25 protein-coding genes and 2 other annotated features are annotated in these 24573 nt (G+C 41.7%); of the genes, 1 reads left to right on the top strand and 24 read right to left on the bottom strand.

The annotated features are described in order from the left end of the window. Nucleotides 1-76: 76 nt before the first annotated feature. The 22 genes from IC619_RS13130 to IC619_RS13025 all read right to left on the bottom strand — a co-directional run bounded on the left by IC619_RS13130 (nucleotide 77) and on the right by IC619_RS13025 (nucleotide 21953). On the bottom strand, nucleotides 77-325 hold the full coding sequence (locus tag IC619_RS13130; RefSeq protein ID WP_191140659.1) for a ribosomal L7Ae/L30e/S12e/Gadd45 family protein: 249 nt from the start codon (nucleotides 323-325) through the stop codon (nucleotides 77-79). 80 nt (nucleotides 326-405) lie between these two features. After that, on the bottom strand, nucleotides 406-4023 hold the full coding sequence (gene rpoC / locus IC619_RS13125) for a DNA-directed RNA polymerase subunit beta' (protein ID WP_191140660.1): 3618 nt from the start codon (nucleotides 4021-4023) through the stop codon (nucleotides 406-408). 59 nt (nucleotides 4024-4082) lie between these two features. Next, nucleotides 4083-7622 carry a DNA-directed RNA polymerase subunit beta gene (gene rpoB / locus IC619_RS13120; RefSeq protein ID WP_430624114.1) on the bottom strand — a complete coding sequence of 1180 codons (3540 nt, stop codon included), beginning with the start codon at nucleotides 7620-7622 and terminating at the stop codon, nucleotides 4083-4085. 246 nt (nucleotides 7623-7868) lie between these two features. Then, the gene (locus IC619_RS13115) at nucleotides 7869-8474 is read right to left on the bottom strand and encodes a class I SAM-dependent methyltransferase (protein ID WP_191140662.1); all 606 of its coding nucleotides are present in this window, start codon (nucleotides 8472-8474) and stop codon (nucleotides 7869-7871) included. 132 nt (nucleotides 8475-8606) lie between these two features. After that, on the bottom strand, nucleotides 8607-8972 hold the full coding sequence (gene rplL, locus IC619_RS13110) for a 50S ribosomal protein L7/L12 (RefSeq protein ID WP_191140663.1): 366 nt from the start codon (nucleotides 8970-8972) through the stop codon (nucleotides 8607-8609). Nucleotides 8973-9013: 41 nt separating this feature from the next. Continuing rightward, nucleotides 9014-9529, bottom strand: a complete 516-nt coding sequence (gene rplJ / locus IC619_RS13105; RefSeq protein ID WP_191140664.1) for a 50S ribosomal protein L10 — start codon at nucleotides 9527-9529, stop codon at nucleotides 9014-9016. A 26-nt stretch (nucleotides 9530-9555) separates the two neighbouring features. After that, nucleotides 9556-9690, bottom strand: a sequence feature (ribosomal protein L10 leader region). Between the two features lie 57 nt (nucleotides 9691-9747). Next, nucleotides 9748-10488, bottom strand: a complete 741-nt coding sequence (gene rplA / locus IC619_RS13100) for a 50S ribosomal protein L1 (RefSeq protein WP_347239801.1) — start codon at nucleotides 10486-10488, stop codon at nucleotides 9748-9750. Nucleotides 10489-10528: 40 nt separating this feature from the next. Beyond that, nucleotides 10529-10954 carry a 50S ribosomal protein L11 gene (gene rplK, locus IC619_RS13095; protein ID WP_191140707.1) on the bottom strand — a complete coding sequence of 142 codons (426 nt, stop codon included), beginning with the start codon at nucleotides 10952-10954 and terminating at the stop codon, nucleotides 10529-10531. 164 nt (nucleotides 10955-11118) lie between these two features. Beyond that, nucleotides 11119-11652, bottom strand: coding sequence for a transcription termination/antitermination protein NusG (gene nusG / locus IC619_RS13090; RefSeq protein WP_191140666.1), 534 nt, complete (start codon nucleotides 11650-11652; stop codon nucleotides 11119-11121). Nucleotides 11653-11702: 50 nt separating this feature from the next. Continuing rightward, entirely contained in the window at nucleotides 11703-11933 is a 231-nt protein-coding gene (gene secE / locus IC619_RS13085) for a preprotein translocase subunit SecE (protein WP_191140667.1), read from the bottom strand. Between the two features lie 30 nt (nucleotides 11934-11963). Further along, entirely contained in the window at nucleotides 11964-12113 is a 150-nt protein-coding gene (gene rpmG, locus IC619_RS13080; protein ID WP_191140668.1) for a 50S ribosomal protein L33, read from the bottom strand. A 518-nt stretch (nucleotides 12114-12631) separates the two neighbouring features. Next, nucleotides 12632-13279: an RNA polymerase sporulation sigma factor SigH gene (gene sigH, locus IC619_RS13075; RefSeq protein WP_347239802.1), complete on the bottom strand. Its 648-nt coding sequence runs from the start codon at nucleotides 13277-13279 to the stop codon at nucleotides 12632-12634. Nucleotides 13280-13379: 100 nt separating this feature from the next. After that, nucleotides 13380-13901, bottom strand: coding sequence for an NYN domain-containing protein (locus IC619_RS13070; RefSeq protein WP_191140670.1), 522 nt, complete (start codon nucleotides 13899-13901; stop codon nucleotides 13380-13382). Further along, the gene (rlmB, locus tag IC619_RS13065) at nucleotides 13894-14640 is read right to left on the bottom strand and encodes a 23S rRNA (guanosine(2251)-2'-O)-methyltransferase RlmB (protein WP_191140708.1); all 747 of its coding nucleotides are present in this window, start codon (nucleotides 14638-14640) and stop codon (nucleotides 13894-13896) included. Before rlmB ends, IC619_RS13070 begins: the two co-directional genes overlap by 8 nt. Before the next feature lie 2 nt (nucleotides 14641-14642). Further along, on the bottom strand, nucleotides 14643-15068 hold the full coding sequence (locus IC619_RS13060; protein WP_191140671.1) for a Mini-ribonuclease 3: 426 nt from the start codon (nucleotides 15066-15068) through the stop codon (nucleotides 14643-14645). Then, on the bottom strand, nucleotides 15065-16465 hold the full coding sequence (gene cysS / locus IC619_RS13055; protein ID WP_191140672.1) for a cysteine--tRNA ligase: 1401 nt from the start codon (nucleotides 16463-16465) through the stop codon (nucleotides 15065-15067). Before cysS ends, IC619_RS13060 begins: the two co-directional genes overlap by 4 nt. Next, nucleotides 16428-17159, bottom strand: coding sequence for a serine O-acetyltransferase (gene cysE, locus IC619_RS13050; protein ID WP_191140673.1), 732 nt, complete (start codon nucleotides 17157-17159; stop codon nucleotides 16428-16430). Before cysE ends, cysS begins: the two co-directional genes overlap by 38 nt. Before the next feature lie 63 nt (nucleotides 17160-17222). Beyond that, nucleotides 17223-17443 (bottom strand) — a binding site (T-box leader). A 39-nt stretch (nucleotides 17444-17482) separates the two neighbouring features. Next, entirely contained in the window at nucleotides 17483-18952 is a 1470-nt protein-coding gene (gene gltX, locus IC619_RS13045; RefSeq protein WP_191140674.1) for a glutamate--tRNA ligase, read from the bottom strand. Nucleotides 18953-18965: 13 nt separating this feature from the next. Beyond that, nucleotides 18966-19445 carry a 2-C-methyl-D-erythritol 2,4-cyclodiphosphate synthase gene (ispF, locus tag IC619_RS13040; protein WP_191140675.1) on the bottom strand — a complete coding sequence of 160 codons (480 nt, stop codon included), beginning with the start codon at nucleotides 19443-19445 and terminating at the stop codon, nucleotides 18966-18968. A 1-nt stretch (nucleotide 19446) separates the two neighbouring features. Beyond that, nucleotides 19447-20130 carry a 2-C-methyl-D-erythritol 4-phosphate cytidylyltransferase gene (gene ispD / locus IC619_RS13035; RefSeq protein WP_191140676.1) on the bottom strand — a complete coding sequence of 228 codons (684 nt, stop codon included), beginning with the start codon at nucleotides 20128-20130 and terminating at the stop codon, nucleotides 19447-19449. 96 nt (nucleotides 20131-20226) lie between these two features. Next, entirely contained in the window at nucleotides 20227-21324 is a 1098-nt protein-coding gene (locus IC619_RS13030; protein WP_191140677.1) for a PIN domain-containing protein, read from the bottom strand. A gap of 140 nt (nucleotides 21325-21464) precedes the next feature. After that, a complete protein-coding gene (locus IC619_RS13025) occupies nucleotides 21465-21953 on the bottom strand; it encodes a CarD family transcriptional regulator (RefSeq protein WP_191140678.1) in 489 nt (162 codons plus the stop codon). 256 nt (nucleotides 21954-22209) lie between these two features. Here IC619_RS13025 and IC619_RS13020 point away from each other — a divergent pair, with 256 nt between their 5' ends. Further along, on the top strand, nucleotides 22210-22605 hold the full coding sequence (locus tag IC619_RS13020) for a DUF1573 domain-containing protein (RefSeq protein ID WP_191140679.1): 396 nt from the start codon (nucleotides 22210-22212) through the stop codon (nucleotides 22603-22605). Between the two features lie 107 nt (nucleotides 22606-22712). Here the strand turns inward: IC619_RS13020 and pssA are convergent, their stop codons facing one another. Both pssA and disA read right to left on the bottom strand, forming a co-directional pair. Continuing rightward, nucleotides 22713-23399, bottom strand: a complete 687-nt coding sequence (pssA, locus tag IC619_RS13015) for a CDP-diacylglycerol--serine O-phosphatidyltransferase (RefSeq protein WP_191140680.1) — start codon at nucleotides 23397-23399, stop codon at nucleotides 22713-22715. A 91-nt stretch (nucleotides 23400-23490) separates the two neighbouring features. Further along, complete coding sequence (gene disA / locus IC619_RS13010; protein ID WP_191140681.1) at nucleotides 23491-24570, bottom strand: DNA integrity scanning diadenylate cyclase DisA; 1080 nt, start codon at nucleotides 24568-24570, stop codon at nucleotides 23491-23493. Between the last annotated feature and the right edge of the window lie 3 nt (nucleotides 24571-24573).

The following is a 24573-nucleotide window of genomic DNA, read 5'->3' as shown; positions in this document are numbered from 1 at the left end:
ACGTCAGAATTTTAGGTAGAGATCAAGGATTTGCGGGCCCTCAAATCCTTGATCTCCTATATATATGTCGTTCATTTCACTCTAAGATCGCTATGGAAGCTGCCCCCACATCAATTCCTGCTGCTTTCCCGAGTTCTTTCATCGCGTCTACAAAGGAATATGGGATTCCATATTCTTTACAGCTCGAAACAACTTCTTCAGTAATGTGCGAATCAGCATCTGTTGCCAATACGACATGTTGTGCTGTCAGTTGTTCGACTGCTTTTTTCGTTTGCTTAGATCCAATCGCGAGCAAACTTGCCTGCATCACTTTTTCATAAGACATCCGCAGCCCTCCAAAGTGATTAATTCACAAGCACACGAAAACAGTTTACCATCGGCTTTTAGCAAAGTCAACTATGAAAATTAGTCAATAAGCACAGATTCTTTTGACGCTAGATCTTCTTCACTAATCGCTTCATTTGCAAGTCTCATTTTCAAATTACGATAACGAGACATACCGGTTCCTGCTGGAACCAATTTCCCGATGATAACATTCTCTTTTAGACCGAGCAATTTATCCACTTTACCTTTAATTGCCGCATCAGTCAAGACACGTGTTGTCTCTTGGAAAGATGCTGCTGACAAGAAGGATTCTGTTTCAAGTGAAGCTTTTGTAATACCAAGCAAGATCGGTCTCGCAACAGCGGGGTCCCCTTTGCTGAGTAATGCTTTCTTGTTGGCTTCTTCATAGTCATGAATATCGACTACAGAACCTGGTAGTAGATCAGTGGTCCCTGCATCTGTAATACGCACTTTCCGCATCATTTGCCTTACCATAACTTCCACGTGCTTGTCGTTAATTTCTACACCTTGTAGACGATAAACTTTTTGTACTTCTTGTAGTAAGTAATTCTGAACACCTGTAATGCCTTTTACGCCTAGTAATTCCTTGGGATCAACTGATCCTTCGGTTAATTCATCACCAGCAGCCACAGCGTCCCCTACATCCACTTTTAAGCGTGATCCGTATGGTACTACATGTACTTTGGCTTCTACAGTGCCTTGCACTTCGATCTCGCGACGCTCTTTCACTTCACGAATATCCGTGATTTCACCTGCAATTTCACTAATAATGGCTTGACCTTTTGGATTACGTGCCTCAAATAGCTCCTGAATACGCGGTAAACCTTGCGTGATATCATCACCCGCAACCCCTCCTGTATGGAAGGTACGCATGGTAAGCTGTGTACCCGGCTCACCAATAGACTGGGCAGCGATAATACCAACCGCTTCACCAATTTCAACTTTTGTACCGAGTGCAAGGTTACGACCATAGCACTTCTTACAAACCCCATGCTTGGTGCGACAAGCTAAGACCGAGCGAATAACGAGTTCTTCGATACCCGCATTCATAATTTGAGACGCCTTATCTTCATCAATCAAGGCATTACGTCCAACAATCACTTCACCTGTTTCCGGATGACGAATCGTTTGGAACGAATAGCGACCGACAATCCGGTCATATAAGCCTTCGATGACTTCATTTCCTGAGGAAATCCGCGCAACATGGAAGCCTTTATCAGTCTGACAATCGTCTTCACGCACAATAACATCTTGTGCTACGTCAACCAGACGACGTGTCAAGTACCCGGAATCTGCAGTACGAAGTGCCGTATCGGCCAAACCTTTACGCGCTCCGTGAGTAGAAGTAAAGTACTCAAGTACGGTTAAACCTTCACGGAAGTTGGTTCGAATCGGTTGTTCCATGATACGACCTGATGGGTTGGCCATCAAACCGCGCATTCCCGCTAGCTGTGTAATCTGTGAAACGTTACCACGCGCACCGGAGTTAGCCATCATGTAGATCGGATTATAAATCCCCATGTTGTCCATCAAAACTTCAGTAATCGATTCCTTCGCTTGACTCCATGTTGAAATGACACGCTCATAGCGTTCTTCATCTGTAATTAATCCACGGCGATACTGTTTCATCACCAGGTCTACTTTTTCCTGTGCTTCTGCCAAAATGGCTGGTTTTTCATCCGGCACCTCCACATCCGAAACCGAAATCGTAAGCCCTGCACGTGTAGAATAGCTATAGCCTAGTTGTTTCACTTTATCGAGTGTTTCAGAAGACTTAGTCGTTCCAAAACGTCTAAAAATCTCAGCAATAATCGCACCTAAATGTCCTTTTTTCAATGCGCCAGGATCAGGTAATTTTTGTAGAAATTCTTTTACGTTACTTCCTTTTTCAAAGATAAAGTAATGATCGGGTGTACCGTAAAAGTTTTCTGTACCTGGTTCATTAATATAAGGGAAATTAGGTGGCAATATCTCATTAAAAATGAGTTTTCCAACTGTAGTCGCAAGTAAGGCCTTTTCTTGTTCTTCAGTAAAACATGTTTTTCCCACTTCATGAGCCGGAATGGCCACTTTGGTGTGAAGCGAAATGTATCCTTGTTGATAAGCATTGATCGCTTCTCCTACAGAATGGAAGACCGTGCCTTCACCCTTCTCGCCATCTTTTTGTACCGTTAAGTAGTAGCAACCTAATACCATATCTTGAGAAGGGGTAACAACAGGCTTTCCATCTTTCGGATTCAAGATGTTTTGTGCGGCTAGCATCAGTAAGCGAGCCTCCGCCTGTGCTTCAGCAGATAATGGCACGTGAACCGCCATTTGGTCACCATCGAAGTCAGCATTATATGCGGTACATACAAGTGGATGCAAGCGAATCGCGCGTCCCTCTACCAGAATAGGCTCAAACGCTTGGATACCTAATCGGTGAAGCGTAGGTGCACGGTTTAGGAGAACAGGATGCTCCTTAATCACTTCTTCCAATACGTCCCATACTTCAGGGTGAATACGCTCTACCTTCCGCTTGGCACTCTTGATATTATGTGCGAGGCCTTTTGCAACAAGTTCCTTCATTACAAATGGTTTGAACAACTCAAGTGCCATCTCTTTAGGCAATCCACACTGATACATGCGTAAGTTAGGACCTACTACAATAACAGAACGACCCGAGTAGTCCACACGTTTACCCAGCAAGTTTTGACGGAAACGCCCTTGCTTACCTTTCAACATGTGCGATAAAGATTTAAGCGGACGATTACCAGGACCTGTAACTGGACGACCACGACGACCGTTGTCAATCAAAGCATCGACAGCTTCTTGTAACATCCGTTTTTCGTTTTGCACAATAATATCTGGCGCTCCCAAGTCAAGGAGACGTTTTAAACGGTTGTTCCGATTGATCACACGGCGGTATAAATCGTTTAAATCGGATGTCGCGAAGCGTCCTCCGTCGAGTTGCACCATAGGGCGAAGCTCAGGCGGAATGACCGGGATCACATCTAGCACCATCCAATCCGGCTCATTACCGGACGAACGAAAGGCTTCCAAAACTTCAAGTCGTTTGACTGCACGGTTACGACGTTGTCCTTGCGCTGTTTTCAATTCATCTTTTAAAGAGGCTACTTCGCGATCTAAATCAATATCAGCTAGCAAGAGCTTAATCGCTTCAGCACCCATCATAGCCGTAAATGCCTTGCCATATTTCTCACGATTCGCCCGAAACTCTTTTTCAGAAAGAAGCTGCTTTTTTTCCAGTGGTGTTGTACCGGGGTCAACAACAACATAGGAAGCGAAATAAATCACTTCTTCCAATGAGCGGGGAGACATATCAAGCACAAGACCCATTCGACTTGGAATACCCTTGAAGTACCAAATGTGAGAAACTGGGGCGGCAAGCTCGATGTGCCCCATACGCTCACGTCGCACCTTCGCACGCGTTACTTCTACGCCACAGCGATCACATACTACACCTTTGTACCGGATACGCTTGTACTTTCCACAATGACATTCCCAGTCCTTAGTGGGACCAAAAATTTTCTCGCAAAAAAGTCCTTCTTTCTCCGGTTTAAGCGTACGATAGTTAATGGTTTCAGGTTTTTTGACCTCACCGCGCGACCAGGAACGAATCTTCACTGGAGAGGCGAGGCCGATCTTCATATATTCAAAGTTGTTTACATCTAGCATTGGGTTGATCCCTCCCTTAAGGATACATCCCGTCAACTACAGGGACCCACATCCTACAATTATGAAGTTGACTTCGCTTCTTCTTCTTTCTCTAACTCTAAACCGAGTTTATCTTCATCCAGTTCCTCATCGTCATCTAACTCACGCATTTCAATTTCTTGCTCATCTTCAGCCAAGATCTTAACGTCCATCGCCAAGCTTTGCAATTCCTTAATCAATACCTTAAACGATTCTGGAACGCCTGGTTCCGGTACATTTTCACCTTTTACAATCGCTTCATACGTTTTAACACGTCCTACGACGTCATCAGATTTAACCGTTAAGATTTCCTGAAGCGTATAGGCAGCACCATAAGCTTCAAGTGCCCATACCTCCATCTCACCAAATCTTTGACCACCAAACTGAGCTTTACCCCCGAGCGGTTGCTGGGTAACAAGTGAGTAGGGTCCAGTCGAACGCGCATGAATTTTATCATCAACCATATGTGCCAGTTTAATCATATACATGACACCCACAGTAACACGATTTTCCATCGGCTCTCCTGTTCTACCATCAAACAATTGCGTTTTTCCGTCATCATCTAGGCCAGCTTCACGTAACGTATCAAATACATCTTCCTCAGTCGCACCATCAAATACTGGGGTAGCGATATGAAGACCTAATGTTTTGGCCGCCATTCCCAAATGTACTTCAAGAACCTGACCGATATTCATACGCGATGGAACCCCAAGCGGATTTAATACAACCTCTACGGGTCTACCATCTGGTAAGAACGGCATATCTTCCTCAGGCATAATGCGAGCAATAACCCCTTTATTTCCATGCCTTCCAGCCATTTTATCCCCTTCGGAGATCTTACGTTTTTGCGCAATATATACACGCACTAATTGATTAACACCAGGCGCTAGTTCATCGCCATTTTCACGGGAAAATACTTTTACATCAACAACAATGCCGTCTTGTCCATGTGGTACACGTAAGGAAGTATCTCGTACTTCACGTGCTTTTTCACCAAAGATGGCGTGTAAAAGACGTTCCTCAGCAGTAAGCTCAGTTACACCTTTCGGTGTCACTTTACCCACTAAGATATCACCTGGTTTAATCTCAGCACCTACACGAATAATGCCACGTTCATCCAAGTTTTTCAGTGCGTCTTCACCGACATTTGGAATATCACGCGTAATTTCTTCTGGTCCAAGCTTCGTGTCACGCGCTTCTGACTCGTGTTTTTCAACGTGTACAGAAGTATATACGTCTTCTTTTACAAGTTTTTCACTTAGCAGAATCGCATCCTCATAGTTGTAACCTTCCCAAGTCATGAATGCCACCACGACGTTTCGGCCGAGTGCCATTTCGCCCATTTCAGTCGAAGGACCGTCTGCAAGTGTATCACCACTGCTTACACGCTCACCATGACGCACAACAGGACGTTGATTAATCGCAGTTCCTTGGTTAGAGCGGGCGAACTTCGTCACCTTGTAACGATCTAGATCCCCTTTTACAACACGACCATCAATCTCTTCTTCATGACGCACAGCAATTTCATCCGCCGTTACACGTTCAATCACACCAGGACGACGCGCACGAATCATAACTCCTGAGTCACGTGCAGCAATATGCTCCATACCCGTTCCGATAAATGGTGCTTCCGGAATCAATAGTGGAACGGCTTGTCGCTGCATGTTAGATCCCATCAATGCACGGTTAGAATCGTCATTCTCTAAGAACGGAATACATGCTGTAGCCACAGAAACCACTTGTTTTGGAGACACATCCATGTAATCAACACGATCACGAGGCACTTGAATCACTTCTTCTTCGTCCCGAACCGTAACCATTTCTGAAGCAAAAGTACCATCATCGCTTAGAGGCGCATTTGCCTGAGCAACATAGTAATTATCTTCTTCATCCGCTGTAAGGTAATCAATCTGGTTGGTTACCACTCCAGTATCAGGGTCAACCCGTCGATATGGCGTCTCGATAAAACCATAGGCATTAATACGAGCAAAACTGGATAAAGAGTTGATAAGTCCAATGTTCGGTCCCTCTGGCGTTTCAATCGGACACATCCGGCCATAGTGAGAGTGATGCACGTCACGCACTTCAAATCCAGCTCGTTCCCGTGTTAGACCACCAGGTCCAAGTGCAGACAAACGGCGTTTATGCGTAAGTTCAGCTAGTGGATTTGTCTGATCCATAAACTGCGACAACTGACTGCTTCCAAAAAACTCCTTAATAGAAGCGATAACAGGACGAATATTAATAAGTGCCTGTGGCGTAATCGCATTTGCATCTTGAATCGACATTCTTTCACGAACCACACGCTCCATACGAGACAAACCAATCCGAAACTGGTTTTGTAAAAGCTCTCCCACAGAACGTAGACGACGATTTCCTAAGTGATCAATGTCGTCCGTTGCCCCTACATCATATAGTAAATTAAAGAAATAACTAATGGACGCGATAATATCTGCCGGTGTAATGTTCTTAACTGAATCATCTACCTCCGCATTAGAAATCACTTTAATAACTTTTCCCTCATCATGTGGTGCGTAGATGGAAACTGTTTGTAGCGGGACAGGTTCATCCCCTGGCACTCCACCACGAACAGCATGCTCAGCAAACCCAAATGGATTTTCTCCTGTTAAGTAAGGTAGCACCTTGTCTAATACACGACGCTCAAGCACAGTTCCTGCTTCTACCAAAATTTGAGAAGGATCATTTGGATCTACGATATCTTCTGCTAGCTTTTGGTTCAGAAGGCGGTTTTTAATGTGCAATTTCTTATTTATCTTGTATCGGCCTACATTCGCTAGATCATAACGCTTAGGATCAAAGAAACGTGCAAACAGCAAACTACGTGAGTTATCAGCTGTTGGCGGTTCCCCCGGACGTAACCGTTCATATATCTCAATCAGTGCTTTTTCGGTATTTCCAGTGTTATCTTTATCGAGTGAATTTCGTAGATACTCATCATCACCAAATAACTCGAGAATCTCCGCGTCACTACTAAAGCCTAATGCACGCAAAAGAACCGTCACAGGTATCTTTCTGGTACGATCAATACGTACATACACGATATCCTTCGCGTCGGTCTCCAACTCTAGCCATGCACCACGATTTGGAATAACGGTAGCTGTGTAAGATGGTTTACCGTTTTTATCTACTTTCGTGTTATAATAAACACTGGAAGAACGAATTAATTGGCTAACAATTACTCGTTCCGCACCATTTATAATAAATGTGCCTGTTTCTGTCATTAATGGGAAGTCACCCATAAATACTTCTTGCTCTTTCACTTCGCCCGTCTCTTTATTGATTAAGCGAACTTTAACACGTAAAGGTGCAGAATATGTTACTTGGTGTTCTTTTGCTTCTTCCACATTATATTTAGGCTCACCCAAATTATAATCGATAAACTCTAACACCAAATTACCAGTAAAGTCTTCAATAGGAGAAATATCTTGAAACATTTCTCTTAAACCTTCGTCTAAAAACCACTGGTACGACTCTTGTTGTATCTCAATCAAATTCGGCAGTTCCAATACCTCGTTAATACGAGCATAACTCCGACGTTGCCGACGTCCACATGGGATCATTTTTCCAGCCAAACGAACTCCCCCCTCGTACCCAGTAAAAAGCACAAAATATCACCGAATAAGTAAAAAAAGAAAAAGGGTTACCATAAGAACCTCATTTTTCCAGCTAATAACGACTATTTTCCTATCTTATCCAGTTAACTGGTAAAATAAACCAATTAATATAAGATAATTTTGTATAAAAACTTCACTCGTACTTACTACACTTACTGCAATTTAAAACACTATCACAAGCGAAAAAAGAAGTCAATCTTTTACCACTTGCAAAATTTCAAATCCTTTTTTCTGTTTGCGTATGATCACTTCTGAGGATAAGCGCTCAAGTTCTTTGAAGGCTGAGGCAGCTCCCTGCTTTTTGCGAATCACAATCCATAAACTACCATTTGGATTCAAGTGTTCGTAAGCTTCCGCAAACAATCGATATACATTTTCTTTACCCGTCCGAATAGGTGGGTTAAGTAAGATGAGATCAAAACATTGTTCATCTAGTGCTTGAAAGCCATCGCTAACCAATTGCTTTGTCTGATTTGATACCCCATTACGAACTGCATTTTCAGTAGCGAGTGTTACTGCTCGCTCGTTTACATCTGCCATCGTAATGTTATCTTGTGCGTAGACTTTTGCCAGCACAGTTCCAATTAATCCGTAGCCACAACCTAGATCAAGTATAGATCGAATCGAAGGAGTAATTTCCACTGTCTCTAAGAGCAAACGACTACCAAAATCCACACCCTTCTTCGAAAAAACGCCCGCATCTGTTTGGAATATAAAGGAGTCACCTAGGATTTCAGCTTGAAATGTTCGATCTTCTCTTTTCGAAGCAGGTCTAGGAGAGAAATAGTGGTCGCTCATGATAGGAACCTCCTTAGTCATCAAACTGCAACCCAGCAAAATGTGGAATCAATCGAAGTAGAAATAAGTAGAGAGTACTAGCATGATAATGGAATGACCCGCCGCGGTGGGCGCCGGGTCATTTATTGATTACTATTTCAATTCTACTGAAGCACCAGCTTCTTCGAGTTCTGCTTTAACTTTTTCAGCGTCTTCTTTAGATACGCCTTCCTTAACAGGAGCAGGAGTACCATCAACAAGTGCTTTTGCTTCTTTAAGTCCAAGACCTGTAATTCCGCGAACCGCTTTAATTACATTGATTTTGGAAGATCCTGCACCAGTAAGGATAACATCAAATTCTGTTTGCTCAGCAGCTGCTTCACCAGCTCCTGCGCCACCTACTACTGCTACTGGAGCAGCTGCAGTTACACCAAATTCTTCTTCAATCGCTTTTACTAAATCGTTCAATTCTAGAACACTCATGCCTTTAATCGCTTCAATGATTTGTTCGTTAGACATAGCTGTAATCCTCCTTGTAATTCATCATTAATAAAATTTTATTACTCAGCAGCTGCTTCTGAAGTACTTTCGTCCTCTTTATCAGCCACTGCTTGAACAGCAAGCGCAAAGTTGCGCACTGGAGCTTGTAAAACGGAAAGTAGCATAGAAAGAAGACCTTCGCGGGATGGTAGATCGGCCAAAGCCTTAATCTCTTCCATTCCTACGACTTTACCTTCAACCACACCAGCTTTGATTTCGAGGTCTTTGTTTTCTTTAGCAAATTTGTGCAAGATTTTAGCTGGAGCTACAACATCTTCTGCACTAAATGCAATCGCACTTGGACCTTCTAATTTGTCGTGTAGCTCAGACAAGTTTACTTCATCGGTTGCACGTTTCGTTAATGTGTTCTTCAACACATGAAACTCAACACCAGCTTCACGAAGCTCTTTACGAAGTTCTGTCACTTGCTTCACGTTCAAACCACGATAGTCGGTTACAATTGTACTTTTGCTGTTTTGAAACAACTCGACAATCTCAGCTACTTTTTGCTTTTTTAACTCAATCGCTTTAGACATTGAGACACCTCCTCATACAGCGTAATTCGGCATTAGAAAAAGCCTCCGCAGACATACGAAGGCGCTAGTGATAAGTAAAGACCTACCCTATTTCCCCTCGGTAGGAAATTAAGCATACTGGCGTATGCACCTACTGTCTACGGTTCAACTTATATCCGATTTTATCAACGCTAATAGGTTACTCTTTTTACTCGTAGTTGTCAAATCGAAACTTTAGCTTAACGAGCAGATAAACGTGTTCCGTTTACTGTCACACCAGGGCCCATTGTAGAAGAAACAGTTACACTCTTCATATAAATCCCTTTTGAAGCGGCTGGCTTTGCTTTTACAAGCGCGTCAGCTAAAGTTTGCAGATTTTCAGATAGCTTCTCAATAGAGAAGGAGACTTTACCAATTGCAGCATGAATGTTACCAGACTTATCAGCACGGTATTCAATTTTACCCGCTTTGATTTCCTCAACAGCTTTTGCTACTTCAAATGTTACCGTTCCCGTTTTCGGGTTTGGCATTAGACCTTTTGGTCCAAGTACACGACCTAAACGACCGACTTGTCCCATCATGTCTGGTGTAGCAACAACAACATCAAAGTCAAACCAACCTTGGTTTACTTTGTTAATGAGGTCCTCATCACCTACAAAATCAGCACCTGCTTGTTCTGCTTCTTTGGCTTTTTCACCTTTTGCAAATACCAAGACACGCTTTGATTTACCTGTACCGTGAGGTAAAACAACTGCACCTCTTACTTGTTGGTCTGCTTTTTTAGTGTCGATTCCAAGACGGAATGCCACTTCTACAGACTCATCAAATTTTGCAGTAGAAATCTCTTTTACGAGCTCTAATGCTTCTTGTGGCTCATAAATCTTTTCGTTATCAACTTTCTTCTGTGCTTCAACATACTTTTTACCATGTTTAGCCACATTAATTCCTCCCTTCGTGGTCGTAGCGGATAGTCCTCCCACAAGTCAAAACCGCTCGTGGCACAAGCAGTTTTTTCTTCACTTAATCTTCTACAATAATTCCCATGCTGCGAGCTGTTCCTTCAACCATACGCATTGCAGCTTCTACGTTAGCTGCGTTTAAGTCTGGCATTTTGGATTCAGCAATTTCACGCACTTTATCGCGTTTTACTGTAGCTACTTTAGTTTTGTTTGGCTCACCTGAACCAGACTGAATTCCAGCAGCTTTTTTCAGTAATACCGCAGCCGGTGGTGTTTTCGTTATAAATGTAAACGAACGATCTTCAAAAACTGTAATTTCTACTGGAATAATTAATCCAGCTTGTTCAGCAGTACGGGCATTAAATTCTTTACAGAAGCCCATAATGTTTACTCCAGCCTGACCTAGAGCGGGACCTACTGGTGGTGCAGGATTCGCTTTACCAGCAGGAATTTGCAGCTTGACCACTTTAATCACTTTTTTGGCCATGCTAACCAACCTCCTTCAAACGTTGTGGTTTTCTCGGGTTTCACCCTCCCACGGATAGGCAAGCGCTCTACATAAGTAGCTCAACTTACACTCACCCCGAAGACAGGGGTTTTTAACAGTATTACTTTAACATAATCCATCCGGGAACAAAAGCGATACGTTCTTTAAATTTTTTCCACCTGTCCAAAATCAAGTTCTACAGGGGTTTCTCGTCCAAACATGTTGACAAGAACTTTTAATTTCGAGCGGTCATTGTCAATTTCTTCGATTTTCCCTACAAAATCAGCAAATGGCCCCTCTTGTACTTTGACGCTTTCACCTACAGCAAAGTCGGATGTTGTACGGGTTTCGTCTACTCCCATTTGGCGTAAAATCGTCACCGCCTCATCCGGCATAAGGGGAGTTGGTTTAGATCCTGCGCCAGAAGAACCAACAAAGCCGGTCACACCGGGTGTGTTTCGCACAACATACCACGAGTCATCAGTCATGACCATTTCGACGAGTACATACCCCGGAAAGACTTTACGCATAACGGTTTTTTTCTTACCATCTTTATGCTCTACTTCTTCTTCCATTGGAACTAGGACACGAAATATCTTATCCTCCATCTCCATGGAGTGAAGCCGCTTTTCCAGATTCGCCTTCACCTTATTCTCGTAGCCCGAATACGTGTGAACCACATACCAATTTTTCTCCATGCTAATCAGGGTTAAACCCTGTCCCCCCTTAATCCTTCACCCTTTTTTGCTTAGGCTTTATTGTAAATCAATTTGACCAATTCACTCAAACCTAAATCAATCACACCTAAAAATAGAGTGAGAATAATGATAGTAAAGATAACGACTGAAGTATAGGCAACCATCTCTTTACGAGTTGGCCATTTCACTTTTTTTAGTTCTTGTACACTGCCGCGAAAAAAACCTGTCGTTCCAGACACGCTTTTACGAACACCACGACCAATACTGCCAAAAACGGCCATGAATTGCACCCCCATTTGCTTCAAACGTTATTACTTCGTTTCACGATGTACCGTGTGGGCATTGCAACGTGGGCAATATTTACGAAGTTCCATCCGGTCTGGATGCTTTCGTTTATTTTTTGTCAACGCATAATTACGATCACGACAATCCGTGCAAGCCATAGTAATGTTTACCCGCATGCCGACACCTCCTCTTATTCAATCAACGTTCTATGTGAGATTATTTGCGTTACTCCTATTTCGCATAGGGGCTTTACGTAACAAAGTACGAAGGCGCACACGAAGCCTCATTCGTCCACAGCCTATCCATTCCTCATATGTGCATCTAAGGTTAGAATAATCACGGCCATTTAGGAGATAAAACATCCAAAGTATACTATCATACCAATGTCGTCAATGTCAATGAATGCAGATACTCCTATCATTACATTATATGGGAAGCTGTCCTTTTTTTAAACCCGCTTTATGGATCTTACAAAATTAGGTTGTGATTCAGTTCAAAATCGTTTACTTTCGAATGGATTCTTCATGTTGGTGTATCGCCCACCCCTTTTTCCTTTCCTGTTAATTAAATTTTTTTGTAGAGTTTGAGAGGAATTTGCTGTTTTTTGTCGAAATCCTATTTTATTAGGAGTTAAACAAAAAAACAGGTGGCCGCCTGTTTTTTGTTGGTCTACCGCAATCCTATTTTTTTTTGCTTACAGGGAGATTTCTCGAATTTCTAGATATCTCTCTAACTTCCTTTTTACCCGTTGTAATGCATTATCAATTGATTTTACGTGGCGATTTAAATCGACTGCAATTTCTTGGTATGAACGTCCATCCAGATATAACATTAATACTTTTTTCTCGAGATCGCTTAATATCTTGGCTATTTTATCCTCAATATCGCTATACTCTTCTTGATTAATATAAATTTCTTCTGGATTGGATAAGGTGCCTGGAATCTTATCAAGTAACGTTCGATCTGTATCATCATCATAGGCAGGCTTGTCCAATGATACATAAGAATTAAGAGGGATGTGCTTTTGCCGAGTTGCTGTTTTAATTGCCGTGATAATTTGGCGCGTAATGCATAGTTCTGCAAAAGCTTTAAAAGAAGCTAGCTTGTCCCCTCTAAAATCACGAATTGCTTTATACAACCCGATCATACCTTCTTGCACAATATCCTCATGGTCTGCTCCAATTAAAAAATATGATCTCGCTTTTGCCCTAACAAAATTTTTGTACTTATTAATCAAATGTTCAAGCGCTTCCTGATCACCTATTCGTACGCCACATACTAAATCTTCGTCAGTTAAAGTTGTGTAGTCAGTTATGACATCTAAATCGATTGCATGACTAATCTGTAGATTTACACTCACTGCATTCCCTCCTGACAATGTAGCACTAGAGCGTCAATAAAAATATTATATCTGAATTGATGCAAAAAGGTCAATTTTTATCCTATTTTTTCCTCCGTAATTTTTCTAATTCTTTTTTCAATTCATCACTTAGCCTTTCAGCTAGGGATCCTTTTGGTTTTTTTGTATTCTTAATCTCCAATTTTTTACTCAGTTTATTTTTAGACAATTCAATTTCCTCGATAAGTTCTCTCGCAGATTTGCGGTATGCCCCTTGTCCAAATACAATTCTTTGCTCAAGCTGATCTGAAGTCGCTACATAAATTACGCGAAACGGATTTTTATGCTTTTTGACGAAGCGCTCAATAAACGCATCGGCAGTCTCATCATATTGTGTATAATATATGGTCACTTTTTCCTGCTTTGATTTCACTTCCGAGGTCTTCGTAAAATGCGCATCAAAAACAACAATGACTTGTTGACCTGTTACAGCTTGATACTCTGATAGGTCGCGAATTAGATGGTTTCTTTCTTCGTCTAGATAAGTTGGGTGTAATCGCATCGGGGAGATAGCCCCAATGACATTATATCCATCCACGATAAGCCACTCTTCACGTTTAGCCATGGCTTTTTCTTCCGTTTAGAAAGATTTGATACATCAATACACCCGCAGCTACCGATGCATTTAAGGATGAAATTTTTCCTTTCATCGGGATACGAACTAGAAAATCACACTTCTTTTTTAATTGCTGGCTAATCCCTTTTCCTTCATTTCCAATGATGAGGGCAATCGGCATATCGTATTGGGGTTTCTCATAAGAAGCTTTCGCATCACCATCTGTACCTAACACCCAAATCCCCTTCGTCTTCAATGTTTCTACCGTACGATTTAGATTTGTAACTCTAACTACTGGTACATGTTCAATGGCCCCAGCTGAAGTTTTGGCAACTACCGATGTAAGTCCAACTGCACGCCGTTTTGGAATGATCACACCATGTACACCCGCTGCATCAGCTGTACGCAAGATCGAGCCTAAATTATGTGGATCTTCAATGCCATCGAGAATAACAAAAAAAGGCATTTCTTTTTTTTGTTCCGCTTCACGAAATAGATCATCTAAGGTGGCATATTGATACGCTGCTACTTGAGCGATTACACCTTGATGATTTCCTTGTTCAGACAACTGATCTAACCGAGTGCGTGGTACCCATTGAAAAGCGATTTGTTTGCTTTTTGCATCGCTGATAATCGATTGTACACTATGTTTATTAACCCCCTCAGCAAAAACGATTTTTTCTACTTCTCGACCTGATTTTAGAGCTTCTTGTACGGCATGTTTTCCTATAATCCAATCACTCATCAGTCTCAATCTCCTTCTTCAATTTTATCCAGTATTTTCTTTATCACGACATCCAACCGCTCTTCTGCTCCGGATAGATATAAGAACCCAATTAAAGCTTCCATGCCTGTACTATATCGGTAATCAACTACCCTAGCATTGCGTGGGACGCTGCCTGTTTTTGCATTGCGGCCTCGTTTAAAGATCCATTGTTCCTCTTCTGTTAAGCTATTCTCTAGTGCCCGTATTGCAAATGCCTGCGCAGAAGCAGATACATAGCGTACTGCTTCTTTTTGCAGGCGACTCGGCTTTAACACACCCCTTGCAAGCAAGTGATAACGCACATAGATTTCATATACGGCATCCCCTACGTACGCAAGTAATTGTGGGGCTATTTCTTTAGGAGATTGTTTGATAGGCATATTAAGTTCTCCCAGTTTCATCGCTTTCATTTTCGCTTCCACCTAACACCTTGTGCTGTATCTTCTAGAACAATACCCATTGCTTGTAAGTGATCTCTAATTTCATCCGCTCGTTTAAAATCACGAATGCGTCTTGCCGATTCTCTCTCCGCTATGCGTGCTTCAATTTCAGAATCAAGATGCTGTTCCGTTGTGAAGTGTACCAAACCCAATACATCTTCTCCATGTTTTTTAAGCCATTCTTGGATTGCTCCTAAAGATTCTCGTGTTACAACTGAATTGGCTACCCATTCATTACTCAATTTAATAACATCAAATATAACACTAATCGCATTCGCTGTGTTGAAATCATCATTCATCGCTTCTGTAAAGCGATTTGTAAAGCCAGCTAGTTCTTGTTCTAATGCTTGATCCATTTGACCACTCTGGGCAAATGCGATACGGTGAATCAGATTGTTTGCAGCAGTTTGCATTCTCGCTACACTCTCTTCAGCCTGATTCATCACTTCTTCTGTGAAAGAAATTGGATTTCGATAATGTACAGAGAGAATAAAGTAACGAAGTGCAGCTTGTGAATAATGTTTTCTGAGATCCACCACACGCTTTACGTTCCCAAGCGACTTTGACATTTTCTCTGCGCCCATATTAATGTATTCATTATGCATCCAATAACGGACAAAGGGCTGATCTGTCCACGCCTCACTCTGTGCAATCTCATTTTCGTGATGCGGGAAGCATAGGTCAATCCCTCCAGCATGAATGTCAATTGTATCTCCCAAGTATTTACGCGCCATCACAGAGCACTCAATATGCCAGCCCGGTCTACCTTCTCCCCATGGTGATTTCCAGCTAATCTCACCTGGTTTGGCATTCTTCCATAGTGCAAAGTCTGTCGGATCTTCTTTTTCTTCATTCACTTCAATCCGAACACCTGTTTTTAAGTCTGTCCGTGACTGATGTGTTAACTTGCCATAATCTTTTTTTGCGTTTGTACGGAAATAGATGTCGCCGTTCTTTTCATAGGCATATCCTTTTTCTATTAATACTTGTATCGCTTCGATCATCTCCGTAATATGTTCTGTAGCACGTGGATGTATGTCAGCACGCTTTACACCCATACCGTCCATATCCGCAAAGTAAGCTTCAATATATTTTTCAGCAATCACAGGAACAGCTTCTCCCGTTTGCTTTGATTCCTCAATTAAGCGATCATCTACATCGGTAAAGTTTTGTACATAGGTCACTTGAAAACCAGTGTGCTCTAAATATCGTCTTACCACATCAAAGAAAGTAAATGCCCTCGCATTCCCGATGTGAATATAGTTATACACAGTGGGGCCGCATACATACATCGTTACTTTTTTATTTCCATCCACATTAAGCTTTTCTTTAATTTTGGTCTGTGTATTGTAAACTTTTAAGTTCATCTTGCTCATCTCCTTTTTCACTCGAATCCGTTGTTTTCTGCTTTCGTAATTCTTGTATTTCTGCTTTTAACTTTGTTATTTCAGCCTGCATGGTTCGAAACATCTCGGTGACAGGGTCAGGCAAGTTCACTTGATCTAAGTCCGTTTGTACACGAACACCGTCTTGAATGACCACCCTCCCTGGTACACCTACAACGGTAGAATTGAGTGGCACATCACGTAATACAACAGAGCCCGCACCAATTTTCACACATCTACCAATTCGGATAGAGCCCAATACCTTAGCACCTGAAGCGATCATCACATGATCCTCAATCGTGGGATGGCGCTTCCCCTTTTCTTTACCTGTCCCCCCCAAAGTTACACCCTGATAAAGGGTAACATGGTCACCAATTTCACACGTTTCACCAATGACAACACCTGAACCATGATCGATAAAAAAACCCTTTCCAATCTGGGCTCCAGGATGAATTTCAATCCCTGTAAAAAAGCGACTAATTTGTGAGATGAAACGAGCGATAAAATACCATCTTCTCTTATACAAGAAATGCGCTACCCGATGCGACCATATCGCATGAAGTCCAGCGTACGTCACCACAACCTCAAGCGTATTTCTAGCAGCTGGATCTCGATCAAATACCGCTTGTAAATCTGATTGCAGCACTCTTCGAAAGTGTTTTAGTCTACTCCACATGTTGGATCTCCTCCTCATCTGCATCCAAAAAACTTGTAAAAAAAATCTCTGCAGCATAATCGCTGCAGAGACGGGAGAGTTCCGCGGTTCCACTCTGCTTGAATTCATAAAAGAACTGAATTCCAACTATCCCCGTAACGGTGGGTTCCGGAACTTCCTACTCATCACTTTTCAGAAGTTAGCTCATAGGTGCATTTCAAGCATATCAGAAATGGGATTTCCCACCCGTTCGTCCCTCTCTGTAATTCCTAGACATGCCTTACTCTCCTATTCGTCACTGTATAATATACGATTTATGGATTAACTATATTTTCTAATAAGCTTTATTTATTGTCAATAATGGCTTGCAATCGTCTCACAACTAAGTCAGCACCGATTAAAGAAATGGATTCTCTCAGATCAGGACCCTGTGATTGCCCCGTTACCGCTACACGAATCGGCATAAATAGCTGCTTCCCTTTGTATCCCGTTTCTTTCTGAACTTTTTTGAGTAATCCTTTGATCGTTTCTGGATCAAATTCGGTTGTTGTTCGGATGTTTGCTATGAAAGAAGCTAAAACTTCCTTAATATGCTCTTGCTCCAAGATTGTCTGTGCTTCTTGATCATAGCACAACTCTTCCACAAAGAACATGCTAGCCAGTTCTGTAATTTCAGCCACATATTCCATCTGCTCTTGATATAAGCCAACCAAACGTTCCACCCAAATTCGCTTTTCGTCAGCATAAGGTGCTTGAATATATCCGGCTTTCTCCAAATGTGGGATCGCCAGATCGGTAATTCGTGTTAATGATGCTTGTTTGATATATTGCCCATTCATCCAGTTTAATTTACCCGTATCAAAAATAGCAGGTGCCTTTGAAACCCGTTCCAGTGAGAAAAGCTCGGTTAATTCTTCTATGGAAAAGATTTCTTCTTCATTTTTCTCACCTGCTGGTGACCATCCTAACAAAGCAATGAAATTCACAATCGCCTCAGGAAGATATCCCAACTCCTCATATTGATCAATAAATTGAATAATGGTTTCATCCCGTTTGCTCATTTTTTTGCCCTCAGCATTTAAGATAAGCGGAACATGTGCAAATTGTGGGATGTCAAAGCCTAGTGCGTCATAGATCAATAATTGCTTTGGTGTATTGGAGAGATGTTCTTCGCCCCGAATGATATGACTCATCTTCATCAAGGCATCGTCAATTACGACAGCAAAGTTGTACATCGGACGTCCATCCGGGCGACGAATTACAAAATCACCAATATCATCCGACTCAAATTGAACACGACCACGAACCGCGTCTTCAATGACAAGTTGTTTCCCACTCGGTACTTTGAAGCGAATACTTGGAATTCGTCCCTCTGCTTCAAATTTTTCCCGCTCATCAACTGATAGATCTCGATCCCATCCACTGTAACGCGGTGCTTCCCCACGTGCGATTTGTTCTTCTTTCTCACGCTCAATCTCTTCGGTCGTCGCGTAGCTATAATAAGCCTTGCCTTCTGTTAATAGTTGTTCAATATAACGATTGTATATATCTATACGCTCCATACAGCGATATGGTTTGTATGGGCCATCTGTATCCACTGATTCATCCCAGTTTACGCCTAACCACTTTAACATGTTCATTTGGACGAGGTCTGCACCCTCAACATTTCGCTCCGTATCGGTATCCTCAATACGGACAACAAATTGACCTCCATGCTTTTTGGCTAGTAGATAGCTAAATAAAGCCGTACGCGCCCCTCCAATATGTAAATGTCCGGTTGGACTTGGTGCATAACGTGTGCGAATTTCCATCATCCTTCATGCTCCTTTATGTCAATTTCACTAAACAAATCACAGCCATTGCCGCAATGCCTTCTTCACGCCCCGCAAAGCCAAGTTGTTCGGTTGTCGTCGCTTTCACATTCACCTGACTGATGTCCGCCTCTAAGAGATTAGCAATTTGTTCACGCATCGCAGGAATGTAGGGGGCCATCTTAGGTTTTTGGGCGATGATCGTAGCATCTACATTTCCTAATTGATAGCCTTTTTCTTTAATAAGTGACCAAATATGTGTGAGTAATTTTTTACTATCCGCATCTTTGTATAGCGGATCCGTATCAGGAAAGTGTTTACCAATATCACCAAGTGCTAATGCGCCGAGTGCTGCATCAGTAATCGTATGAAGTAGGACATCGGCATCCGAATGCCCGATTAGTCCCTTGTTATAGGGAATTTCAATACCCCCTAGTATTAAAGGGCGGCCAGGCTCAAATTGATGGACATCAAACCCTTGTCCAATTCGAATCATATCATTTTCTCCTCATCTGTATAATCGCATCTGCATAATAGAGATCTTCCGGGGTTGTAATTTTAATATTCGTATAGTCACCTTCTACAATATAAACAGGATGGCCCATTTCTTCAACCAACATGGCATCATCCGTTGCAGGTCGTGCTCTGTTTAAAGCTTGCTCATGAGCTTCCTCTAACCATTCCCGCTTAAATGCTTGTGGCGTCTGTACCGACCACAATTCTTTACGATCAGGTGTACAAGACACAATGCCGTCCGCTGTCACTTGTTTGACGGTATCTTTCATCGGAACTGCCAAAATCACCGCACCTCGCGTTTGTACATTGCTAATCACAGATGTAATCGCTTCCTGCGTAATAAAAGGACGTACAGCATCATGCACGATGACCCACTCTGTATGTAAATGCATCAGACTTAACCGAACACTATCCTGTCGTTCAGTCCCACCAATATGCACCTCTGTAATATGGTCTAATTGGTATGCGCTTATCAGCTCGGCGGCCCTTGTTTGCTCATGTGCGTGTACGGCCACAATTATTTTTTGTATTTCTGGATGAGACGCAAACCGGCGTAATGTATGAATCAAAATCGGTGTACCCTCGATGGATAAGTATTGTTTATGAAGATCAGTCCCCATGCGCCTGCCTGTCCCAGCAGCAGGGATGATAACGCCTACACTCACGCTATAAAGCCCCTTTCTAAAAACAGCAATGCCCGCCGGTTAAAAACCGGTACGGGCGCATATTCATATCCTATTTACCATAAGAGCAACTTGATCTTATAAGGCTCGCTCAAGTAATTTCGGCTTTGCGAAGATCATTCTACCAGCTGATGTTTGTAGTACACTCGTGACTAATACATCGATTCGCTCACCGATAAAGTCACGGCCACCTTCAATTACAATCATGGTACCATCATCTAGGTAAGCTACTCCCTGGTCATGCTCTTTACCATCTTTAATCACCTGAACATTAATCTCTTCACCAGGTAATACGACCGGTTTCACAGCATTGGCTAAATCATTAATGTTCAAGACTCCTACTTTCTGGAGTTCACATACTTTATTTAAATTAAAGTCATTGGTAACTACTTTCCCGGAAAGTACCTTTGCCAATTTGACAAGTTTACTATCTACTTCCTGGACATCTTCAAAGTCTCCTTCATAAATCAAGACTTTGACATCTAATTCTTTTTGGATTTTGTTCAATATATCAAGACCACGTCGTCCTCGATTTCGTTTGAGCACATCAGAAGAATCTGCAATATGTTGTAGTTCTTCTAATACAAAACTAGGAATCACCAAAGTGCCTTCTAAAAAGCCAGTCCTACAAATATCAGCGATCCGACCATCGATGATCACACTCGTGTCCAAAATTTTGTGCTCAAATATTTCTATCTCTTCTTCAGCTGACTTACTTCCATTTTTACTCTGTCGACCACGCGTAAAAATGGATATCAGTTCATCTCGCTTTTTATAACCAACTCGAAAGCCCAGATAACCGAATAAACCCGAGATAATAATAGGTAGTACTTTGTTCAAGCCAGGAATCGGCAATTGCGAAACCGGCTGTTGAATTAAAAATGCAACAATAAGACCAGTAATAAGACCAATAATTCCAAATAAACCATCTGCTGCCGGTATTTTCACCAAACGCTCTTCGCTCCAACGAATCCACTTTACTACATTATTGGTTAACCATAGTGTAGAAACAAATAGGAGTATGGCACCTAATCCTCCACCTACATACCGAGGAGCAGGTACCTCTCCAAAATTGAGCGGCGATTCCTGAAGCAACTCAAACAAGTTAGGCCCAAAGTAGTACCCGGCAGACGCTCCGATTAAAATAAAAGCAAGTTGAACAAAACGTTTCAACACGGAGCTTCACCCCCTCCCGCACACTCATTTAATTGGTTGACAAGTTTACTGCTGAACTTGCATACTACCATTATAGACAATCCAGCTCACTTACAACCCCTATATATAAAAAAAATAAATGAATTTTTCTCTTGTCATTTCTATTCTCTTTCTGCGGCTACGATGTCATCAATTAACTCAAACGCTTGCTCCTCTTTCAAATCACGCGCTAGAGCTAATTCACTAATTAAGATCTGCTTGGCATTGTCAAGCATCTTACGTTCCCCTGTAGATAATCCTTTTTCGCATTCTCGGAGCATAAGAGAGCGCACAACATCTGCTACCTCATAAATATCTCCGCTACGCATTTTGTCCAAATTGGCACGATACCGGCGATTCCAGTTCGTGGTGTCCCCATCTTCTTGATTTTTCATTTTATCAAGAACCGCTTCAACAGTACGATCATCTACGACTCCTCTTAAGCCGATTGTCTGTACATTTTTCATCGGAACCATCACTTTCATATCACCTATCGGCATTCGCATGACATAATATTTCTGCCGTTCACCTAGAATTTCCTTTTCCTCAATCGATTCGATGATACCAGCCCCATGCATTGGATAAACAACCTTGTCGCCAATGTTGAACAAAAAGAACCACCTCCAGATGGCAATATCTATTTTCCAAGATATCACAAAACAGCCACATAGTCAACTTGATTAAAATAATTCATCTTAGCACATAATCATTTAACTCGTCAATATTTTTTTTAGATAGTAAGCAATAATAGTTCGAATTCTAAAAATTGACACTTATGTCTTAAAGCCGCTATAATGAAGATGCGAAAATTAGGAATATGATTGACGCGTCGTTGTGGAGAGAATAACAGATAAAGAGGTGGATATCATGAGCGAAAAATCTCTCGAATCCTTTCAAACACAGGTATCTGATTTACTGATCCGTCATCGCAGCTTTCTTGATGTAACTTCCAAGTTCCAAGAGTCAAACGCTCGTGTAAATCGCGCCTTAATGAAATCGGTAACAGATTGTGGTTGTATAAAAGTAGATGCTAAAAAGCAAAATTATCCAGATAATAGCAAAGTATCAGAGTGGAGTGCACAGCTGTCCACTCATTTAGACGGCAAATTATGTGATCATTGCCATGACGTTATTTCAGCGGAAATCGGCAAAAATATATTTTATCTCACTTCTGTTTGTAATTTACTCGATTTAAAATTAGCTGATGTCTTAGAGAAAGAATCCGATCGCCTATTTACATTAGGGGTATACCATTTACGGTGACATCTGAAATATCCCTTACCTTTGTTTATTCAACAAAAAGGAAACCTATACCGATCCAATAAAAGGCAAGGTTTCCTTTTTCTGTTTTATCTATATTATTTTAAATCTCATGACCCGTTTTGTTGTTTCTTTCTAAACGTTTTACTTACACCGTACAACGCATACAGGATAAGGGGAATAAACATTACTTTCGGTAATTCATTTGGAAATTTGAAAGCAGTTATAACAATCAAAATTAATAAGAAAGGCGCGGTCCATAATACAGGTCTCGGTATATTTAACCTTTTAAATGCCGGGTATCGCACTTTACTGACCATCAGATACGATAAGAAGACCATTCCAAGCATGAGCACATAAGGATTACGAATATACTCATTATATAAGGCCATCGTTGCCAGGATCCCACCTGCAGCCGTAATCGGAAGCCCGATGAAGTAACCTGGTTCCCCCGGATAAACATTAAACCGCGCAAGCCTTAACGCCCCGCATATCGGGAAAATAGCTGTTACCAACCAACCTTCTGGGCCAACTTGATCAAAAACGGATATATACATAATAATTGCAGGTGCAACCCCAAAAGAAATTAAGTCTGATAATGAGTCCAGCTCTTTTCCAAATTCACTTTGTGTATTTAACATACGCGCTACACGACCGTCTAGACCATCTAATAACATCCCGATAATTACCATAATAGCTGCATACTTCCATTCGTTCTGTACGGCTAATATGATCGACATGATTCCCAAAAATAAGTTCCCAACCGTAAAACAACTGGGTAAAGCTCTAGCAAACATACGGGAACCTCCTAAATATTTAAATTAAGCAAATCTCTATACAGACGAGTGAAGTAATCTTTTAGCCGTAGTGGTATTAATTCTAGGTTATTTAGATATGTCTGTCAATAAAGACCTGTTCTTGAATACGCCGTAAACCTTCTTTAATCGCTCTGGCACGAATCTCACCAATGCCTTCCACTTCATCCAACTCTTCAATCGACGCTAACATAAGTTGTGACAACGTTTGAAAACGATCCACTAGCTTGGTAATCACATGTGAAGGAATACGCGATATCTTGTTAAGCAGACGATAACCACGTGGAGATACAGCTGCTTCTTGAATATTCATATTGCCACTATAGCCTAAAATGCGGACCAGATTAGCGTGTTCAAGCAAGTCGTCCGCCGTTAACTCTTCCAAACGCATAAATACATGACAAGGATCAATCATAACCGGATCAAAACAGTAATCTAAGATCAAAAGTTCAGCTTCCTCCTCCACATTAGAAACTAATTCTTCTAATTGCATACTGATGAGACGACCTTCTATTCCTAGTTCATGAATATATGATTGTATTTCTCTTTTTATGCGTAAGACCATTTCAACCCGTTGAAGCACTAACGAAACTTCATTTAAGGTAACCAACTCTTCAAATTCGAGCGCACTCAGGTTGGTAGTTGCTTGATCAAGCACAGACTTATACTTGTCAAGTGTCTGGACAGCTTGATTCGCCTTAGTCAAAATAACACCAATATCTTTTAGCGCATATCGTAGATTGCCTTGATACAAGGTAATAATATTTCTGCGTTGCGAAATAGATACAACCAACTTACCTGTCTGTTTCGCTGTTCGCTGTGCGGTCCGATGTCGTATTCCAGTCTCTGTCGAAGAAATGGACGAACTAGGTACCAGCTGCGCATTGGCATATAGAATGCGTTTCCCATCATTACTTAGTATAATCGCTCCATCCATTTTTGCTAACTCATATAAGTGAGCAGGAGAGAATGGAGAGTCAATATGAAAGCCACCATCTACGATTTCACGTACATTTTCATCATAGCCTCTTACGATTAACGCACCTGTCTTAGCCCCTAGTACATTGTCGAGCCCTTCGCGAAAAGCTGTCCCAGGCGCGACCAATTGCAAGGTTTGATTATGAATTGCCTCTCGATTACTTACTTCTTTCACAAG

The organism is Polycladospora coralii (genome assembly GCF_014773435.2).
Taxonomy (GTDB): Bacteria; Bacillota; Bacilli; order Thermoactinomycetales; family Thermoactinomycetaceae; genus Polycladospora; species Polycladospora coralii.
The sequence above is the reverse complement of the archived record's forward strand: the minus strand, read 5'-3'. Positions and strand labels throughout refer to the sequence as shown.

Excerpts from the sequence above, each read along its gene's own strand:
- IC619_RS13130 (WP_191140659.1), bottom strand. The coding sequence starts at position 325 with ATGTCTTATGAAAAAGTGATGCAGGCAAGTTTGCTCGCGATTGGATCT.
- rpoC (WP_191140660.1), bottom strand. The coding sequence starts at position 4,023 with ATGCTAGATGTAAACAACTTTGAATATATGAAGATCGGCCTCGCCTCT.
- rpoB (WP_430624114.1), bottom strand. The coding sequence starts at position 7,622 with ATGATCCCATGTGGACGTCGGCAACGTCGGAGTTATGCTCGTATTAAC.
- IC619_RS13115 (WP_191140662.1), bottom strand. The coding sequence starts at position 8,474 with ATGAGCGACCACTATTTCTCTCCTAGACCTGCTTCGAAAAGAGAAGAT.
- rplL (WP_191140663.1), bottom strand. The coding sequence starts at position 8,972 with ATGTCTAACGAACAAATCATTGAAGCGATTAAAGGCATGAGTGTTCTA.
- rplJ (WP_191140664.1), bottom strand. The coding sequence starts at position 9,529 with ATGTCTAAAGCGATTGAGTTAAAAAAGCAAAAAGTAGCTGAGATTGTC.
- rplK (WP_191140707.1), bottom strand. The coding sequence starts at position 10,954 with ATGGCCAAAAAAGTGATTAAAGTGGTCAAGCTGCAAATTCCTGCTGGT.
- nusG (WP_191140666.1), bottom strand. The coding sequence starts at position 11,652 with ATGGAGAAAAATTGGTATGTGGTTCACACGTATTCGGGCTACGAGAAT.
- secE (WP_191140667.1), bottom strand. The coding sequence starts at position 11,933 with ATGGCCGTTTTTGGCAGTATTGGTCGTGGTGTTCGTAAAAGCGTGTCT.
- rpmG (WP_191140668.1), bottom strand. The coding sequence starts at position 12,113 with ATGCGGGTAAACATTACTATGGCTTGCACGGATTGTCGTGATCGTAAT.
- IC619_RS13070 (WP_191140670.1), bottom strand. The coding sequence starts at position 13,901 with ATGGCTAAACGTGAAGAGTGGCTTATCGTGGATGGATATAATGTCATT.
- IC619_RS13060 (WP_191140671.1), bottom strand. The coding sequence starts at position 15,068 with ATGAAAGCGATGAAACTGGGAGAACTTAATATGCCTATCAAACAATCT.
- cysS (WP_191140672.1), bottom strand. The coding sequence starts at position 16,465 with ATGAACTTAAAAGTTTACAATACACAGACCAAAATTAAAGAAAAGCTT.
- cysE (WP_191140673.1), bottom strand. The coding sequence starts at position 17,159 with ATGTGGAGTAGACTAAAACACTTTCGAAGAGTGCTGCAATCAGATTTA.
- gltX (WP_191140674.1), bottom strand. The coding sequence starts at position 18,952 with ATGATGGAAATTCGCACACGTTATGCACCAAGTCCAACCGGACATTTA.
- ispF (WP_191140675.1), bottom strand. The coding sequence starts at position 19,445 with ATGATTCGAATTGGACAAGGGTTTGATGTCCATCAATTTGAGCCTGGC.
- IC619_RS13020 (WP_191140679.1), top strand. The coding sequence starts at position 22,210 with ATGAGCGAAAAATCTCTCGAATCCTTTCAAACACAGGTATCTGATTTA.
- pssA (WP_191140680.1), bottom strand. The coding sequence starts at position 23,399 with ATGTTTGCTAGAGCTTTACCCAGTTGTTTTACGGTTGGGAACTTATTT.